Consider the following 16259-nt stretch of genomic DNA (forward strand, 5'->3'; position numbering starts at 1 on the left):
AATGGAACAGCAACTATTTGTCAGCGCTATCGTCCCGGTTTACAACGGCGAGAAGTTTATAGAAGCGACAATTAATCGGCTCAAAAACCAACATTATCAGCCACTAGAAATTATCGTCATTGACGACGGTTCGACTGATGGAACAGCAGAAGTAGCCGCAAAATTTCAAGACAGTATCCGCTATGTTTACCAACCTAATAGCGGTCCCGCTGCGGCTCGAAATAATGGCATAAAGATAGCAAAAGGAGAGGCAATTGCTTTCTTAGATATTGACGATATGTGGTCAGATGATAAATTACAAATTCAAGCCAGTTACTTGGCAGCTAATCCATCAGTAGATATTGTTCAAGGATTAATTCAACAAATAACAATACCGGAAGAACACTCAATAAATCAATCCAGCTTTGAAATAGCTTCCCCACCCTATCAGTTTATTAATTTAGGAAGCGCCATGTATCGAAAGTCAGTGTTTGATAAAATTGGATTGCTTGATGAAACACTAAAGTATGCTGAAGATTATGACTGGTTTCTACGAGCGTGGGAAAATAACATTTCTAAAGTAGTCCTAGATCGAGTTACACTATTTTATAGAAAGCACGATCGCAACATGACTAGGGGAAAACAATTAGTCGAGCTTGGGTTTGTGAGGATTTATAAAAAACACCTGGATCGCTGTAGGGCAAAAGGAAGCTTTACGCGATCGCCGGAATTACCGCCTTTAATAGAATACATTGGTGTAGCTCCTCCTGACAAAGAAGTGTGGCAGTTTCAACGTAAAAACAAAATAATCAATTCGCTAATATAAAAAGTATAAAATAATGAATAAAAATTCTAGTTCAGTTAGTGTGATAATTCCAGTTTATAATGGCGAACGCTACTTATCAGATGCGATTGAAAGCGTCCTATTTCAAAGCTATGAGCCACTTGAAATTATTGTCGTAGATGATGGCTCAACGGATAAAACAGCTCAAATTAAGAGAAGATTTGGTGACAAAATTTGTTATCTTTATCAAGATAATAGTGGACCATCTAGAGCTAGGAACACAGGTATAAAGATCGCCAAAGGAGAGATTATTACCTTCTTAGATGCTGACGATCTTTGGAGTCAAAACAAACTGCAACTCCAAGTGGGATATTTAGGTGAAAATCCATCGCTGGAAGTAGTCATAGGTTCCACGCAATTTATGGAGCTAACTCTTGGAGATGAGGGGCAGAAATTTGTAGAAATTGGTGAACCCCGAATATTTCTAAACTTAGGTAGTGCCATTTTTAGAAAATCCGTATTTGATCGAGTTGGTTTATTTGACACAACCCTCCGTTATAGCGAAGATGTTGACTGGTTTAACCGTGCTAGAGAAAGTACGATTTCAATTTTGAAACACCAAGAATTAGTCCTAATTTATCGACAACATGAACAGAATATGACCAAAAATAAAGTTGCCAACGAACTCAATATATTGAAAGTACTCAAGCTATCGCTCGATCGACGGCGCAGTAAAAATGATGGAGTAGCAATGGAACTTACAAAGTTATCTGAGGAGTTAGAATAATGATAGAAAATCATCCTTTAGTTAGTGTAATTATCCCAGTTTATAACGGAGATCGCTATCTGGCTGAAGCACTCAAAAGTGTTGTGCAACAAACCTATCAGCCAATTGAAATCATCGTCGTCGATGATGGATCAACAGACAATAGCGCCAATATTGCTCTCTCTTACAAAGAAGTCCGTTATATTTATCAATCTAATCAAGGAGTTGCAGTCGCTCGTAATGTGGGAATTTCTCAATCGCGTGGGGAATTTATTGCTTTGCTCGATCAAGACGATCGGTGGACACCTAATAAATTAAGTATCCAAATTAAGTATTTGCTCGAACACGAAAATATAGGTTACACGCTGGCAAAAATGCGCGTGTTTTTAGAACCTGGAACCGAAAAACCTTCCTGGTTAAAGGCAGAGTATTTATCAGAAGATATACCAGGATACATATTGGGATTATTAGTTGCCCGTAAGTCTATATTTGAAAAAGTTGGCAACTTGAATCCGAATTACAAATTCGGTAACGATTCTGACTGGTTTTTCCGCGCTAATGATGTGGGTATCCCAATGGTTATTTTGCCTGAAACGCTTTTATATAAGCGCGTGCATGGTGCGAATGAGTCTCATAAAATACAGTCGATGACTGCGGATATGCTGAAACTTGTCAGATCGTCAATTCAGCGGAAACGCGCTCATAACATATCAAAACATCAGTAAAGGAAGTGGAAAAAATGAACAATTTGGTGAGCGTAATCATACCAGTATATAACTGCGATCGCTACTTAGCCCAAGCCATCGAAAGTGTATTCGCTCAAACCTATCAACCGATTGAAATTATTGTCGTAGATGATGGTTCAACTGATGGCACTCCAGAGGTAGCGAAGGGTTTTGGTGCTGCGGTGCAATATTGTTTTCAAGTCAACAGTGGTAGTGCAGCAGCCCGTAATCGAGCAATAGAATTAGCTAAAGGCGATTTCTTTGCATTTCTTGATGCGGATGATGTTTGGGTAGAGGATAAATTAACGCTCCAAATGGCAGCCTTTGCCAATAACCCCAATCTTGATATTGTATTCGGGCAGGTGCAACAGTTTATTACTCCAGAATTGCCCGATCATCTGAAAGCCAAACTCCACTGCCCTACTGAATTAATGCCGGGACATATTCCTTCAGCTTTACTGATAAAACGGGAGTCTTTTTTTCGGGTTGGTTTATTTGAAACTCAATGGAAATTAGCAGAATTTCCTAGTTGGCAGGTACGTGCTACAGAATTAGGACTCCAGACGATAATGTTACCTGATTTAGTAGCCAAGCGGCGATTGCATGAAACTAATAAGGGAATTCAGCAGCGCCAATATCAAACTGAATATGTTCAGATTTTGAAAGCATCGCTTGATAGGCGACGCGCTATGAATAAGGGAGATTAAAATCTAACCCTCCTTCTCGTGCTCTACTGGTTAACAATGAACTTAAACACAAAGTTAAAAAACATCAAAACTCGTTTCAAAGCTGCATCTAAAGCCTTTCTCAATCCGGTGTCTACTCTCAAACCAATAGTGTTTGTCAAAACAGTAGAACCCTCAGTAGTTTTAGACAATCAGCTTTTAGCTGGAAAAAATGCTTTAATCACTGGAGCAGGCAGAAATATTGGCAGAAGTATTGCTATTGAAATGGCAAAACAGGGTGCAAATATTTTCTTTACGGATATCGGTATTGAACTATGTAATAATTTGGAAAAGGAATTAAGCCCTTATCCTATTCAGGCAAGAGGCTTTGTCTCCGATATATCTAAATCTGAAGATATTGATTGTTTATATAGCATCTTGTCCCAAGATAACATTATCATTGATATCCTAGTTAATAATGTAGAAATTCAATTTGAAACAATCGGTATAGACAAACTAGATTTGGGAGAATGGCAGAAAACCTTTCAAACCAATATATTTGGACCTCTCTACCTCACCAAACTTATCTCCCAAATGATGGTGAGTCACTCTCTTGAAGGTTCGATTATATTTATGACTTCTGTACACCAAGAGGAAATTGTTCGTTGGCTTAGTTATAGTTCTTCAAAAGCTGCATTAGGTATGATTATTAAAGAATTAGCAGTAGACTTGGCTGCCCATAGCATAAGAGTTAATGGTATTGCTCCCGCTTGGGTAGCAGAAGATGAACAAGGACATCCTTTGCCTCACGATTATCACCTACTGCATCATACTTCTATCAATCCCTGTTATATTGGTAGAGTGGCTGTTTACCTGGCCTCAGATTATTTTTCAAAATTCACGACTGGAACTATTCTTAAAATTGATGCCGGAGTGTCATTATATAATTATCGTGTCGCTCAACATCCTCCTGAATAGGATGGAGAAAATACGAGAGCATCCCTTTTTGGCAAAGATACTTGGAGAGTTGCTACAGTTTTCACCCCCCCAGCCCCCCTTGTTAAAGGGGGGAGCAAGAATATAACCTGCGTTTCTGCCAAATCAGGATGCTACCGATAATATGAGAGGATGAGGGATAAAAGGATTTTCTAGAAAAATGTTGAGAATTAAAAGATGGCTCGAACACCAATTAAAGGTAAATTACTTGGAGGCAAAATCTCCAGCCTTTAAAACCCTCTTTCCCAAAAATGCCAAGATTCAACGAGTAGCAACCGGATTTCAATTTACCGAAGGTCCCATTTGGTTACCTGAAGAAAACTATCTCTTATTTAGTGATATTCCAGCCAATAAAATCTATAAACTAACTCCTGAAGGTAAGTTGACTATATTCAGAGAACCTAGTAATAACTCCAACGGTTTGACTAGAGATAAGCAAGGAAGACTTATTACTTGCGAACATAGTACACGCCGAGTTACTCGTACAGAAAAAGATGGTACAATTACTGTTTTAGTCGATAGATTCCAAGGGAAAAAACTCAATAGTCCTAATGATATAGTTGTCAAAAGCGATGGCTATATTTATTTTACAGATCCGCCTTACGGGATTCAACCAGAAGAGCAAGAACAACCTATCCAAGGAGTGTATCGCCTTGCCCCAGATAGCCGTGAAATTATTCTCGTTGCTGATAATTTCGATAAACCAAATGGATTAGCTTTTTCCCCAGATGAAACGAAGCTTTATATCGATGATTCTCAACGCCGTCACATCCGAGTATTCGATGTTCAACCTGATGGCACGCTAACTAATGGTTCTATTTTTCACGATATGAAGGTGAAGCAACCAGGTTTACCAGATGGGATGAAAATCGATGTTCAGGGTAATATTTACTGTACAGGTGGCGGTGGGGTTTGGGTATTTGATTCAGAGGGGAATCATTTAGGGACAATTGTCACTCCGGAAATACCAGCAAATTGTGCTTGGGGGGATGAAGATTGGCGGAGTCTTTATATTACTGCTCAAACTTCGGTTTATCAGATTCGGGTGAATATTGCTGGTATTCCGGTGCTTTGAGGTGGCTCGTTTTTGGCGAAGTTATATTTTTAACGCAAAGGGCGCAAAGGGTTATTGATGACTCTGCGTACCTCTGTGTTAAAAAAAACTATTAACAGTTAGTCAATTACGAAGAACAGTTGAGTAAAAAAGCTGTGCTACTCGCTCTCTTTCAGATCAATTCTATCCGTAATTGACGGCCTACAACAGAAGCAGCCCTTTGCATAGTTTCGAGAGAAACGCCTGTTTTTGAAGGATTGAGGAGGCGGTCCAGTTGGGCACGGCTGGTGTGCATCCGCACCGCCATCTCTGTTTTGGTGATAGAAAGCTGTTTCATCTCAAGAGCAAGTTGACGCGCCAGCACCCGTTTAATTGCGGTGGCACTACATTCTTCGTAAATACCTTCTTCTTTGAGAAAATCATCAAAATTAGAGCCAGTATGGGGATTATTATTCATATTTTTCGTGTTCCTTCTTGCGCTTGATGGCTAAATCTATTTCCTTTTTTGGGGTTTTTTGGGACTTCTTAATGAAGCCGTGGAGGAGAATCATTTCCCCTTTGCTGATGTAGAAAATGATCCGTGCAATTCGTCCGCCAGTAAGCTTACTTCGCACTTCCCACAAGTCTTTGTAACCAGCAAGTTGACGGCACAGTGGTAGCCCGATAGGAAAACTAAACTCCACATCTTTGATATCGCTGCCGACAATTCGACAATCTTCACTGCTGAGAGTTTTCAACCAGTCTTTGACTGGTTCCCTCCCACCTTCTGATCGAAAAAACTTAGCTGGCAGTCTTTTCAATGTTTGCGCCCTAAGTTACTGTATCTTATATGATACATCACTTTTAGGCAGGCTAGCACAAAGGAGGCAAATGTTTAGATTTTTATCATTATTTTACTTCTAAAACCTCTGCGTACCTCTGTGGAACCCTCTGCGTACCTCTGCGTTAAAAAATGATCTTACTTCCCCCGCAGCAACTCTCCCACCAATCTAATTGGACGAATTAGATAATACAGAAAAGAAGGATATCTCCCCAAGGGCAAAACTAGCCAATCGGAAGTAGTTGGAGTTATCATCACGAGGAGAAAGTATCGCACTTTATCTATAAAACGTTCCCTGGCTTTGAGATGAAGACGAGTAACAGGAAAGCTTTGATTGGAAATATTTCCATTTGGGAAAAATCCGTCATAGACTTGCACTGCCAACTCTGTTACTACCCCATCTGCTTCTATCTTTTCCCAGATAAATTCTGGTAATGCTGTACCTAGTAATTCTTTGGCTAAGAAAAGTCCCAGAAATAAAATCCGCTGACAACCTAATCTTGCCGCTTCTGCCATTACTCTATCCCAATCCAAATTCGGATGTTTATGGACTAGTGCGGCAATATCGCACACCCGATTTAATTTATCCCAACATTCTTTAATTCCATGTCCGCACAGTAGTAAAAGCGAATCTTCTGGGGAGGTAGTGAGTATATTTGTACCCAGGAGAGGTACTGGAATAAGACGTTCCCACAAGTTTTCCGAATCAATTGGAAATGAAAAATAAAGTGGCATCATCCGCCAATGGAGTTCCACAATTATCTTACTTTGCTGGCGGATAAATGGATAGGCACATTCTCGGACAAATTCGTGGATTTGGGGGGATTTAATGAAAATTGCTTTCTGCGCTTCTGTTAGTTCAATTAGCTCGACTTTCATCTCATCTCCCTGAGATAGGAATAAATCCCTTGCTCTGATGATATCGCGATCGCGTACTAATATATCTAAATCGCCAAACTGCCGCAGCGATAACTCTCCGTAAGCTAAACTTGCTATAGCAGGTCCTTTGAATGTAAAGACGGGAATGTCATTAACAGCAAACAAATCCAGAATTTTTAGCAATTCTTTAGTGCGGTTAAGGTTACGCACAGCGTTGGTACGGAAATCTTGACGCAACTGAGTGAGAATTTCCGGAGGAACCAATTCTTTCGCCGTAGTGGAAAGACTCTGGTAGAGCAATGGCTTGACTCCGTGTTTGGCGGCGGTTTGGAGTAGATACTTCCAGTCTATTTCTTGCTGGAGTAGGATTTTTATTCGTGCAGCTATTGCAGGTTCGATAGAAGTTCGGCTACAACAGAGTAATAATTCAATTTCTGGACGTGTGTGTTTTCCTAGTCCAGACTCTGGGCGATTGCATCCTGCTGAGGTTTTTCCTTTAATTTCCTGTTCCAGTACTTGTTCCATCATTTTACCAGCTCTAAAGTGTGATATTTTTCTTTTTCCAGAAATTACAAGTATGCTCACGTAAGCGTAAATAATTTAAAGTATGTAGTAAGCGCTTAAGCGCTTACTACGAGCCAATTGATCGGTGTTTTATTTATTTTTGCCCACTTACCTGTTATTTCGATCGTAAGCCATAATATAGCCAGTGTCATCCCCAGATTTTAAACTTAATTATGAATCAAGCCGACAATTCCAAACAAGGATATCCCACTCCGGAGCAAGAGTTAGTTTTACAAGCTGCTTTCTTGCCACAAGAAGTAGCTATTACAGCATGGCACAAATGGCTAGAAGCTATCGATATCGAAGATCACGATACTGAATCCTATCATTTATTCCCTTTCATTTATCGTAATTTATCTGATTCTCAGTTAGATATTCCTGAAATTGTGAGACTCAAGGGCGTTTATAAACGCAGATGGTATGAAAACAAAATCGTTTTTGCTAAACTTACCACTATTCTCACTGTATTTCAGGAGGCGGGAATTAAAACTTTACTACTGAAAGATGCGGCTTTAGCTACCCATTATTGTCAAGATAATGGTTGTCGGTATATTTATCATTTAGATATTTTAGTTTCCCCCGCAGATGCTTCAGCCGCGATTGCCTTACTAAAAAATATGGGTTGGCAGCCCAAAACTCATATATCAGAGCGGCTCATTTCTGTTTATCAAGGGTTGGGATTTGAAGATAAGTCTAAATATCCTTTAAATCTCCAATGGCACGTCTTCCCTAGCGCTTTTCAAGATAATCCTAATGATGAGTTTTGGCAACGGGCTATAACCACTAAAGTTGGCGATATATCAACCTACGTTTTAGAGCCAACTCACCAGTTATTATCTCTCTGTTTACAAGTCTATCCCTGGACTACTCTTTTACCCATTCGCTGGTTAACTGATGCCACAATTATTCTCAATTCATCTCAAACTTATATAGATTGGAATCGACTAATTGAACAGGCTCAGAGATACCAATTGATTTTGCCATTAACCTTGATGCTTAATCAATTAAAAAAACTTTTTCCTGACTCAGTTCCCACTGCTATTTTAGAGCAACTTGCCCAGGTTCAAGTTTCTCAATTTGAGCAAATTGAATATCAGATTAAAACGAAGCAAAATATATCAGTATTAAATGCTTTCTTTTTCAGATATTTCCACTATTTAAGATCTGTCAGCAATAATAATTTAGCCTTCAAGTTATTCGGATTTCCCAAATATCTACAATATGTCTGGGAATTAGAATACATCTGGGAGGTTCCCTACCAGGTAATGGTGCGAGGGATGAGACGGATGCTGCGATAGGTTAGTAGTAGGCGATTAATCGCCTACTACCAACTCCTCTTGAAAAATGAATCAACAATGAGAGATAAATTACCTCTTTCTTTTAGGGGAGTCAAATTTCCTGCCCCCCCCTTCCCTTGAAGGGAAGGGGGTTGGGGGGTTAGGTTTTTCGATTTTTTGAAAATGATGCAATATGTCAATTAAACCGAAATTTCTCTAAAAACCAATAACAAAAACGTTATTAATTTTTCGACAAAGGGCAACGTTGAACAGTATCTGAGCCTTGTTGTACTCCCCTTAATCGGCGAATCGCTACTTCCATTTCACTCAAATTCTCTTGTAACCCACAATATTGAACCTGAATTGTGCGCAATTCTCTCGCCTCAACTTCCTTTCTCTCCTCCAGTTGACGGAATTCGGTTTGAGATGCGATCAGTTTCTGTTCAAAAGTGCGTATTTCTCCTTGCAATGCTGTTATCCGCTTTTCTAATGTTTGTTGTTCCTTGCGAGAGGCTTCCATGCGTTTTTGAGAGGTTTCTATTTCCCCCCGCACAGAAATCAGTTGCCCTTCTAATGTTTTGCTTTCTGTTTGAAGCGATAGAATTTTTGCCTGTGCAGTTTTAATTTCGGCTTGAATCGAAACTAACCTTTCCTGAGATTTGCGCACTTCAATTTGGGATGCTTCTAATCCCGATTGGGAAGTTTCCATATCCCGGCGTATAACGACTAGTTTCTGTTCTAAACTTCCCCATTCTTTTTTGAGTGATTCTACTTCTACTTGTGCCGTTTTTATATCTCCTTGAATCGTAACTAATCGCTCCTGAGATTGGCGCACTTCCAGTTGAGATCCTTCCAGGCGTTTTTGCGATACTTCGATTTCACTACGCAAAGAAACCAGCCGATTTTCTACAGTTTTGTGTTCTGTTTTCAATGATTCAAGTTCTACTTGTGCGGTTTTAATCTCTGCGCGAATTGCCACTAATCGCTCCTGAGATTGACGCACTTCAACTTGGGAGGATTCTAGTTGCGCTTTTGCGGTTTTAATGTCGCCTCGAATTGTGACTAATTCCTGTTGAGATTGACGGATTTCGGTTTGGGATGATGCCAATTGTGCGGTGATGCGCTGACTTTCTGTCTGGAGGGAAACTAGTTTTGTTTCAGTCGTGCGAATCTCCCCTTGCAACGCCACTAATCTTTGTTGAGTAGTGCGAATTTCGCTTGTCGATTCTCCTGAAGTTTTGAGGAGGGTGAGTAAGGTAGATACTTCGATATCGTTGGAATTAAAACTGGCAGATTTTTCAAAAGAAGAGATGGCTTCTTCATATCGGTTTAAGCGATAGAGTGCCAATCCTCGCCATTTCCAGGCGAGAGGATTCCGCGATTCAATTTCAATGGCTTTGTCACAGCTTGCGATTGCGTCTTGATAGCGACCTATTTGATATAGTACTGTAGATCTGTCAACCCAAACGGCGGCACTTCTGGCATCAATTTTTACTAATTGATCGTAATAAACTAGCGCTGCGTCATATCGTTTTAAATCCTCAACTAAAACCTTGGCAATTTGTTTGGGAACGATTGTTTTGACTAAGGTTTCTTCGTACTCTGATGTGGTTTGAAGGGATAGGGTTTCCTGCCAAGATGCAATTGCTGCCTCATACCGTTTTAGTTGATATAAAGCTTTCCCTTTCTCAAAGATAGCGAGGATAGACTTCGGCTTAATTTTAATTGCTGCGTCGTAGGAAGTGACGGCTCCTTCATATTGCCCCAAACCCTTCAAACAATTACCGCGCAAATACCACGCCAAGAAGGAGTCGGATTTTAGTTTAACAATTTGATCGAAAATTGCGATCGCTTCTCGGTATTTACCAATTCCTTGCAACTCGCTAGCTTCCTGCCACAATTGATCCAGGGTTCTCCCTTGTGCGGTAAGATTCTCTATGAGTGCAGTATGGCGATCTACTTCTGATGGATTAACAATGCTTTGAGCATTGGCACTGCCATAGCCCGTCGTCATCAAAGTCGCTAATGCGACTCCTAGCTGCAACTGAATCGTTTTCATCTTGACTCCTCAAAACCACTTGAATGTTCACCGGAGTTGTTATACTTCCGGAAAACTACGTTGTCACCATAGCAAATTTTTTTGGCTATGTCTCTAAATTCATCATAATTTACCAAAATAATGGGTCTAAAGCCCCGTCCTAGAAGGACGGCTTTCTGGTTCTTTTGTACTTAGTGTGCCAAAATATTAGTTGAAATCATCAAAAAGCCAATTATAGCGATAGACAAGGCAGTTAAGGCATCAATAGTGAGAGGAGGGTGAAAGAAGAGGATATAAATATTTAGGGTTTGTTGCCAAGGTTATCGCCCTCTTGCTAGGCTAGCGCCAAGAAGTCGCTAACACCCCTACCAATTTCTGTTTGTCCTAACCACCTTGGCGACTGCTATATGCCTGAACTGGCTGAAAAAAGGCTATTTTTAACTTGTAAATTTATAACAAGCCTTGCCCTACAAGGGTTTCGATTATATTTTTGTCACAAATTAGCACACTAAGTACGGAAGTGGTACTCATGACAATACCCTCTGTAATGCTTGCTTGAACTCAGCCACGCATTTGAATTATCTGGAGTGTTACCGCTCAAACCAGCTAGATCGAATGCCTTGGCTAAACCGTAATCTCCCACCTTAGCGATCGCTTTACCTCCAACATTAGTTAGAAATATGTTACCGGGTTTGAGGTCGCGATGAACCAAACCTCGTGCCTGTTTAACAGTACCGTCAGGTAATTTAACTGGAGGAATTTCAATATTATGGGCGTATTCCAAACCGTCTAAAGTTTGAAAAATAATCTCTAAAGCAGTATCAACTGGCAATCGACCACCCTGTTGTCGCATTAATTGGGCAATACTGCCACCGTTACAATAGTCCAGAGTGAAAAAGAAAGTACCGTCAAACTCGCCTGAATCGCGCAGTTGCACTAGATTGAGATGTTGAAGGAGTTTAGTATTTTCTATTTCGCGCAAAAACAGGTTGGTAGCACGGCGTTCGGCTGCGCGTTGAGGCAGCATTACCTTAAGTGCTATTTCCTCTTCTGTCTCGTTATGGCAAGCTAAATAAACCGCACCGAATCCTCCCTTGCCTAATTCTTTTAAAATTGTGTAGCCTTGGATTGCAGACAGATTGGGTTCGCCTGTTTTTGCCTGTTGCAATAAGCGTTGGAGAATTTCAAAGGTATCAGATTCAACAGCGGAGATGGCTACCTTTTCTGGTTGCATTTCTGCATCACTAAAGATTTCAATACTGACTCGAAATACAGTATTTCCAATCTTAATTTCATCGCCTTCTTTTAAATCGAAAAAGGGATAGTCCTGTTCGCTGTTTGGGTTTTGACCTTCTTGGCGCTGTCCGATCGAGGTACCGTTAACATAAGTACCCATTAGGCTTCCATAGTCTCGCACCCGGATGTTTGGCGGGTTGATATCAAGCACGCAGTGATAGCGCGAGATAGTGCTATGATCTTCGTCATTAGGCAGCTTGGGATGGCAGTCATCAGCGCGACCGATGATTGTGGTAATGATTTCATTGAAAATAAATTTTTGATCGGCGAGTTTTCCAGAAATGATAGTGAGAATAATTTGACTTAACATGGTTGACAAGTTTAAGAATAAAGAGATTATCGTTATTTTTGCACTGGAGCGATCGCGCTTAATAAGATACCTAAAATTTTTCCCACATCTCTCAGATAATACTCGACCGTATCAATATAAACAATCTTGCCCTCTAATTTCAAAAATCTCCAATTCGTTCCCGATGTTACGGCTCCATAAATTGTTTTAATTTCATTTTCTTCTCGTTCGTTAAACAACTGAGCCGCTAACATTTCGGCTACGCCTGACTTCCAGACAAGGCATATTGTCCATCTAAGCTGAGGGACACTGAAGTTACGCCCCCTGAGTGTCCCAGTAAAACTTTGTCTTCCCAAGCTCCAAGCAATGACTTACGCGGAAAATGCTGATAAAGACTTGTCCATGCTTGAAACACTTCTTCACTCTTTTCAAAAGCAGGTTGGGAACGAATGTTTCGCAATTCTTGTGCGAAACCAACCAGATCGTTTCGAGCAAGAGCTTGCCGTGCTTTTGCTAAGGCTTGCTCATAAGCTTGATTAATAGAAAGGATAGTTTCTGTCGTTAATACTTGACACAGCCTAATAGGGGCAATAAAAGAATATATAAGCCATTAGAACTCAAGCAAACAGAATTGACACCTGAACTATGTCCCTCAAGTGTTTGCAAGCACTCCGCTGTTTGAACATCCCATTGTTTAATTGTTCCATCTAGGCTACCAGATATAGCATAATGACCATTTGAACTGAGACATACGGATTTTATACAATCAGTATGTCCTTCAAAAATTCGCAACTGCTCGATTATTAAGACTGTCTGCAATATCTTTACCCACTTCTGGTTCGGGACGAGGATATGCTTCTCCCGTCTCCTGCTGGTAAATAACTTTCAGCGCATTTGCCACATCCAGCATCGTGCGGGGACGGCGTTTGGAGTCTTCTTGTGCTAATAGCATTACCTCAATAGCTTTTTCAGTAAATCGCTCAAACATTTTTTATTACTTATTTCGGCAATTAAAACGGTTATTAGCTTTTCTCGTTATCTGATTCTTTTTCTGCTTCTTCTATCCAAATTTTTAGTAATTTCATAGTAATTCCTAAAGGAAATATAAAATTTGTTAACAAATCTATTCCACCTTCTATAAGCCATTTTTGTAACATCTTTCTGCTCAAAGGTTCCTGAGTGGCTCGCTTAATCACTGAGTATAACTTGTCTTTGAGTTCTGGATTTTGATTAATAACACGCTCAATTACTTCTGGAACTCTCAACAATGGCTGGCGCTGCATTGTCTGGACAACAAGTTCTACTGTATCAGCCGTACTAGGATCGGCTTGAGACACTTGTTCGAGTAATTCCTGGATCTGAGTTATTGCTTCTGCTTCATCTCGTCCGAAAACAAGCTTACTTATGAGGACATGGAAGATTTCCTTGTTTCCACACAATCTCTTCCGCCCGCCGAAAAACCTGTCGCGACTCTTGACTGCGAGACATTCCTCGTCCGCTATCTACATCTGGCCCAAGGTTAGCAACAACGGAGCGCAAGCGACGGCGAAAGGTTGTCGGGTCAATATCAGCTTGTTGGAACTTTTGCTTTAGTTCAAGAATGTCAGCCTCGAACTCAGGACGTTGACCCTGTTTTTCCATAGGGGGTCCTGTGAAGAAGCGTTCTAAATCCAAATCGCAAAGCTTACACAGTCCAATCAATAGATGGGAAGGCTCTATTTCATTAGCATTGCTTGCCTTAGCTTCAACAGCGGCAATTTCCCAGGTAAAAATCAGGCTTGGCGAGTAGTGTGCCATAGCCAATGGCCTCCATAGCTCTGGGACAACAATAACCTAAATTATACATTAATAACCTAAATTATACATTTCCTTTATAAAGTCGGATTTTTAACGCCAAGGTGCGCAAAGTAAGGAGTCAAGGTACGGAAAGAAAAGATGGGATTTTTTCGTTTGGATTATATTTTCTGGAAAACTTGAGCTTGATGGTAGAGTGATAATTAGTAAAACTTTAGGAGTCGCTAAGGTGGTTAAGACATCGGAAAACGCCAGCACACTTTCACAGCAAGCTTTTGACTTTTGATTTTTGCTATATGTCCAAAACTCAACCCTACCAACCTTTACTATTGAGACTTCTCCATGGAGCCAATGCCTTAATTGGATTCCTCGCCATTCTGTCCTCATTTTTAGTTTACAACACCTTCGATGGCAGGTTCGGTAAATTTCCTCTCCCGCCAATTCCTAAGATTATCGATATTCACGGTACTTTTGGCAAAACCTTACTCCTCGCGATCGCGCCTTTATTTGCTTTGTACTGTTTTCACATTGGTTATCGGCGGCTAATTCAACCCGACTCATTCCATAAACTCGCCCAATTGCCTAAACCTATCGGTTGGTATAGCGTCCACCGTATTGTTAATACAATTATGTTATTGTCAGTCACTTTTTCTTTAGTTTCCGGTAGTATGATGCAAGAAAAATGGCTACCCAATGGAGAATTTTATCATATTTGGTACAATCTCCACTTGCTTGGATGGCTGGTGTTAGTCTGCTGTTTAGCCATTCATCTATTGATGAGTATTAAAGTTGGGGGATTTCCTCTAATTTTTTCTATGTTTAGCTGGCAATATCGTCCAGAAGATTCACCTGCTAACTGGCTAAATACAATCCGTGATTTTCTGAGAGGCAAATAACTATGAAACGAAATAATATCCTGATTATTGTTGAAGTTTTGGTTATGGGAGGTATTGTCTTTGGGTGGTTTGCACCGCTGTTTTTTCCTTCAGATGAGGAGGAGACTAGTCAAGGATTGGATTGTAATTTTGTTCTATTCCCAAGGAGTGGGGAAGGTTTTTTTAACGCAGAGGTGGCGCTTCGCTACACTGCGTGAGCGCAGAGGTTTACACAGAGGTTCACAGAGGAATGGAGTAACTAAATATCACCAGGTTTATAAACTTGACTAGGGGTATGATCTGGATTAATTTCAATTACTAAATCTGCTAGATTGGAATTACGAGTTAAGGGTGTAATAAATAACTCTGGATGAAGGGATTTCCAGAAATAATTGACAAAATCATGCACTTGTGATTCAGTCATCCCCGATTTACCTGTAGCGATCGTTTCCTGTTCTGCTTCCAGCCGCCATTGTAAACTAAGACGATAATCAGTGGGGTAAAGTACCATCAGTCTATCCAATCTTTCCCACAATGGCAAATAGTCTTTGAGTCGCTCATTTGTGTCTTGTGCAAATTTGCGATCGCTATCTGTTTCAATTGGTGGTAAAGTTAGGGTATCAAAGATAAGAGAATCAATGGGTTGTACCCCAACAAACCATCCTTCAAATAATACAATATCCGCCGATTCTATAATTTCTGGCTCGGTGCGATCTCCTGCACCTCCATAGGCAGATTTATCAAAGCGCGGTACTTGAATTGATTTATATTGGTGAGGAGAAAGAAGTTGGTCTAAAACTTGCAAACCTAGCTCGACATCATGGGTTCCCGGAGGTCCCCGCCAAATCAATTGAGGGTCTTGTTTTTGCAGTAATTGTCGCTCTTGATAAGTCTTATAGATATCGTCAATAGAGATGCTAATAGTGCGATAACCTAACTTAGCTAAAATTACTCTTAATACTATGCTTAGTGTCGTTTTTCCCGTTCCTTGTCCCCCTAATATTCCTTGAATTAGTGGACGAGCCAATTTTTGCCTAGATCCAGCTAACTCTATGGCTAATGGTAGCCATAAATTCCAGAGCGATAGGAGAATATTGGCTGGGTCAGAAACAGATATTTGGTGAGAAAATGATGGTAGTGTGAGGATATTAGTATAAACTGCTTGGCAGAGACGCGATCGCACTTTTATCATCTCCTCCACATTTTCCGGTGTAATGCCAAATACTTTAGCCCGTTGTGGTGGTATTAGTGCATCAGCTATCAGTTGCTGCCACTCCAAAGTTGTTAGTGGATTTTTTTTCACCAAATTGTTGATAATTTGTTGTAGTGGCTTTGTACTTTTAGTCATTTGTTTTTGGTCTTTGATAAAATAACTGTGACAGGCAAGATGCCTGTTCTACAATAAATAACAAATAACAAATAACAAATAACAAATAACAAATAACAAATAACAAATAA

Annotated in this window: 21 protein-coding genes; 9 read left to right on the plus strand and 12 right to left on the minus strand. The window is 40.3% G+C overall.

Annotated elements, in window-relative coordinates:
• Window position 1 precedes the first annotated feature (1 nt).
• The 6 genes from NJ959_RS02165 (at window position 2) to NJ959_RS02190 (ending at window position 4990) form a co-directional block, all read left to right on the plus strand.
• A complete protein-coding gene (locus NJ959_RS02165; protein ID WP_254010098.1) occupies window positions 2-805 on the plus strand; it encodes a glycosyltransferase in 804 nt (267 codons plus the stop codon).
• A gap of 13 nt (window positions 806-818) precedes the next feature.
• A complete protein-coding gene (locus NJ959_RS02170; RefSeq protein ID WP_254010099.1) occupies window positions 819-1550 on the plus strand; it encodes a glycosyltransferase family 2 protein in 732 nt (243 codons plus the stop codon).
• Window positions 1550-2254: a glycosyltransferase family 2 protein gene (locus NJ959_RS02175; protein WP_254010100.1), complete on the plus strand. Its 705-nt coding sequence runs from the start codon at window positions 1550-1552 to the stop codon at window positions 2252-2254. Before NJ959_RS02170 ends, NJ959_RS02175 begins: the two co-directional genes overlap by 1 nt.
• Before the next feature lie 14 nt (window positions 2255-2268).
• Entirely contained in the window at window positions 2269-2961 is a 693-nt protein-coding gene (locus NJ959_RS02180) for a glycosyltransferase family 2 protein (RefSeq protein WP_254010101.1), read from the plus strand.
• A 36-nt stretch (window positions 2962-2997) separates the two neighbouring features.
• On the plus strand, window positions 2998-3897 hold the full coding sequence (locus NJ959_RS02185; protein WP_254010102.1) for an SDR family NAD(P)-dependent oxidoreductase: 900 nt from the start codon (window positions 2998-3000) through the stop codon (window positions 3895-3897).
• Window positions 3898-4075: 178 nt separating this feature from the next.
• The gene (locus tag NJ959_RS02190) at window positions 4076-4990 is read left to right on the plus strand and encodes an SMP-30/gluconolactonase/LRE family protein (RefSeq protein WP_254010103.1); all 915 of its coding nucleotides are present in this window, start codon (window positions 4076-4078) and stop codon (window positions 4988-4990) included.
• Between the two features lie 151 nt (window positions 4991-5141).
• On the opposite strand, the gene NJ959_RS02195 is transcribed toward NJ959_RS02190, so the two are convergent.
• From NJ959_RS02195 to NJ959_RS02205, 3 genes are all read right to left on the minus strand, one after another.
• Entirely contained in the window at window positions 5142-5426 is a 285-nt protein-coding gene (locus NJ959_RS02195; RefSeq protein ID WP_254010104.1) for a helix-turn-helix domain-containing protein, read from the minus strand.
• A complete protein-coding gene (locus tag NJ959_RS02200; RefSeq protein ID WP_254010105.1) occupies window positions 5419-5769 on the minus strand; it encodes a type II toxin-antitoxin system RelE/ParE family toxin in 351 nt (116 codons plus the stop codon). Before NJ959_RS02200 ends, NJ959_RS02195 begins: the two co-directional genes overlap by 8 nt.
• A 158-nt stretch (window positions 5770-5927) precedes the next feature.
• Complete coding sequence (locus NJ959_RS02205) at window positions 5928-7196, minus strand: nucleotidyltransferase domain-containing protein (RefSeq protein WP_254010106.1); 1269 nt, start codon at window positions 7194-7196, stop codon at window positions 5928-5930.
• Window positions 7197-7405: 209 nt separating this feature from the next.
• Here NJ959_RS02205 and NJ959_RS02210 point away from each other — a divergent pair, with 209 nt between their 5' ends.
• Window positions 7406-8530 carry a nucleotidyltransferase family protein gene (locus tag NJ959_RS02210; protein WP_254010107.1) on the plus strand — a complete coding sequence of 375 codons (1125 nt, stop codon included), beginning with the start codon at window positions 7406-7408 and terminating at the stop codon, window positions 8528-8530.
• Window positions 8531-8750: 220 nt separating this feature from the next.
• Here NJ959_RS02210 and NJ959_RS02215 read toward each other — a convergent pair whose 3' ends face one another.
• The 8 genes from NJ959_RS02215 to NJ959_RS02245 all read right to left on the minus strand — a co-directional run bounded on the left by NJ959_RS02215 (window position 8751) and on the right by NJ959_RS02245 (window position 13929).
• On the minus strand, window positions 8751-10568 hold the full coding sequence (locus tag NJ959_RS02215) for a tetratricopeptide repeat protein (protein ID WP_254010108.1): 1818 nt from the start codon (window positions 10566-10568) through the stop codon (window positions 8751-8753).
• A 487-nt stretch (window positions 10569-11055) separates the two neighbouring features.
• Window positions 11056-12153, minus strand: coding sequence for a protein kinase domain-containing protein (locus NJ959_RS02220; RefSeq protein ID WP_254010109.1), 1098 nt, complete (start codon window positions 12151-12153; stop codon window positions 11056-11058).
• 32 nt (window positions 12154-12185) lie between these two features.
• Entirely contained in the window at window positions 12186-12386 is a 201-nt protein-coding gene (locus NJ959_RS02225) for a hypothetical protein (RefSeq protein WP_254010110.1), read from the minus strand.
• 5 nt (window positions 12387-12391) lie between these two features.
• Window positions 12392-12592 (minus strand): WD40 repeat domain-containing protein, encoded by a 201-nt coding sequence (locus NJ959_RS02230; protein WP_254010111.1) that lies wholly within the window; start codon window positions 12590-12592, stop codon window positions 12392-12394.
• 101 nt (window positions 12593-12693) lie between these two features.
• Window positions 12694-12951, minus strand: a complete 258-nt coding sequence (locus tag NJ959_RS30560; protein ID WP_373693585.1) for a WD40 repeat domain-containing protein — start codon at window positions 12949-12951, stop codon at window positions 12694-12696.
• Window positions 12911-13120 (minus strand): hypothetical protein, encoded by a 210-nt coding sequence (locus NJ959_RS02235; protein ID WP_254010112.1) that lies wholly within the window; start codon window positions 13118-13120, stop codon window positions 12911-12913. The genes NJ959_RS30560 and NJ959_RS02235 overlap by 41 nt, the downstream gene beginning before the upstream one ends.
• 34 nt (window positions 13121-13154) lie before the next feature.
• Window positions 13155-13469: a hypothetical protein gene (locus tag NJ959_RS02240; protein ID WP_254010113.1), complete on the minus strand. Its 315-nt coding sequence runs from the start codon at window positions 13467-13469 to the stop codon at window positions 13155-13157.
• 61 nt (window positions 13470-13530) lie between these two features.
• Window positions 13531-13929, minus strand: coding sequence for a hypothetical protein (locus NJ959_RS02245; protein WP_254010114.1), 399 nt, complete (start codon window positions 13927-13929; stop codon window positions 13531-13533).
• 293 nt (window positions 13930-14222) lie between these two features.
• Here NJ959_RS02245 and NJ959_RS02250 point away from each other — a divergent pair, with 293 nt between their 5' ends.
• Window positions 14223-14822 carry a cytochrome b/b6 domain-containing protein gene (locus NJ959_RS02250; RefSeq protein WP_254010115.1) on the plus strand — a complete coding sequence of 200 codons (600 nt, stop codon included), beginning with the start codon at window positions 14223-14225 and terminating at the stop codon, window positions 14820-14822.
• Window positions 14823-14824: 2 nt separating this feature from the next.
• Window positions 14825-15019, plus strand: coding sequence for a hypothetical protein (locus tag NJ959_RS02255; protein ID WP_254010116.1), 195 nt, complete (start codon window positions 14825-14827; stop codon window positions 15017-15019).
• 41 nt (window positions 15020-15060) lie between these two features.
• On the opposite strand, the gene NJ959_RS02260 is transcribed toward NJ959_RS02255, so the two are convergent.
• On the minus strand, window positions 15061-16149 hold the full coding sequence (locus NJ959_RS02260) for a glycerate kinase (protein ID WP_254010117.1): 1089 nt from the start codon (window positions 16147-16149) through the stop codon (window positions 15061-15063).
• Between the last annotated feature and the right edge of the window lie 110 nt (window positions 16150-16259).

This window comes from Limnofasciculus baicalensis BBK-W-15, from assembly GCF_024178385.1.
Lineage (GTDB): Bacteria > Cyanobacteriota > Cyanobacteriia > Cyanobacteriales > Coleofasciculaceae > Limnofasciculus > Limnofasciculus baicalensis.

What these genes read in the sequence shown, in the direction of transcription:
- NJ959_RS02170 (WP_254010099.1), top strand. Translation starts at nt 819, where the DNA reads ATGAATAAAAATTCTAGTTCAGTTAGTGTGATAATTCCAGTTTATAAT.
- NJ959_RS02215 (WP_254010108.1), bottom strand. Translation starts at nt 10,568, where the DNA reads ATGAAAACGATTCAGTTGCAGCTAGGAGTCGCATTAGCGACTTTGATG.
- NJ959_RS02220 (WP_254010109.1), bottom strand. Translation starts at nt 12,153, where the DNA reads ATGTTAAGTCAAATTATTCTCACTATCATTTCTGGAAAACTCGCCGAT.
- NJ959_RS02210 (WP_254010107.1), top strand. Translation starts at nt 7,406, where the DNA reads ATGAATCAAGCCGACAATTCCAAACAAGGATATCCCACTCCGGAGCAA.
- NJ959_RS02195 (WP_254010104.1), bottom strand. Translation starts at nt 5,426, where the DNA reads ATGAATAATAATCCCCATACTGGCTCTAATTTTGATGATTTTCTCAAA.
- NJ959_RS02235 (WP_254010112.1), bottom strand. Translation starts at nt 13,120, where the DNA reads ATGTTTGAGCGATTTACTGAAAAAGCTATTGAGGTAATGCTATTAGCA.
- NJ959_RS02180 (WP_254010101.1), top strand. Translation starts at nt 2,269, where the DNA reads ATGAACAATTTGGTGAGCGTAATCATACCAGTATATAACTGCGATCGC.
- NJ959_RS02165 (WP_254010098.1), top strand. Translation starts at nt 2, where the DNA reads ATGGAACAGCAACTATTTGTCAGCGCTATCGTCCCGGTTTACAACGGC.
- NJ959_RS02190 (WP_254010103.1), top strand. Translation starts at nt 4,076, where the DNA reads ATGTTGAGAATTAAAAGATGGCTCGAACACCAATTAAAGGTAAATTAC.
- NJ959_RS02250 (WP_254010115.1), top strand. Translation starts at nt 14,223, where the DNA reads ATGTCCAAAACTCAACCCTACCAACCTTTACTATTGAGACTTCTCCAT.
- NJ959_RS02225 (WP_254010110.1), bottom strand. Translation starts at nt 12,386, where the DNA reads ATGTTAGCGGCTCAGTTGTTTAACGAACGAGAAGAAAATGAAATTAAA.
- NJ959_RS02255 (WP_254010116.1), top strand. Translation starts at nt 14,825, where the DNA reads ATGAAACGAAATAATATCCTGATTATTGTTGAAGTTTTGGTTATGGGA.
- NJ959_RS02205 (WP_254010106.1), bottom strand. Translation starts at nt 7,196, where the DNA reads ATGATGGAACAAGTACTGGAACAGGAAATTAAAGGAAAAACCTCAGCA.
- NJ959_RS02185 (WP_254010102.1), top strand. Translation starts at nt 2,998, where the DNA reads ATGAACTTAAACACAAAGTTAAAAAACATCAAAACTCGTTTCAAAGCT.
- NJ959_RS02245 (WP_254010114.1), bottom strand. Translation starts at nt 13,929, where the DNA reads ATGGCACACTACTCGCCAAGCCTGATTTTTACCTGGGAAATTGCCGCT.
- NJ959_RS02175 (WP_254010100.1), top strand. Translation starts at nt 1,550, where the DNA reads ATGATAGAAAATCATCCTTTAGTTAGTGTAATTATCCCAGTTTATAAC.
- NJ959_RS02260 (WP_254010117.1), bottom strand. Translation starts at nt 16,149, where the DNA reads ATGACTAAAAGTACAAAGCCACTACAACAAATTATCAACAATTTGGTG.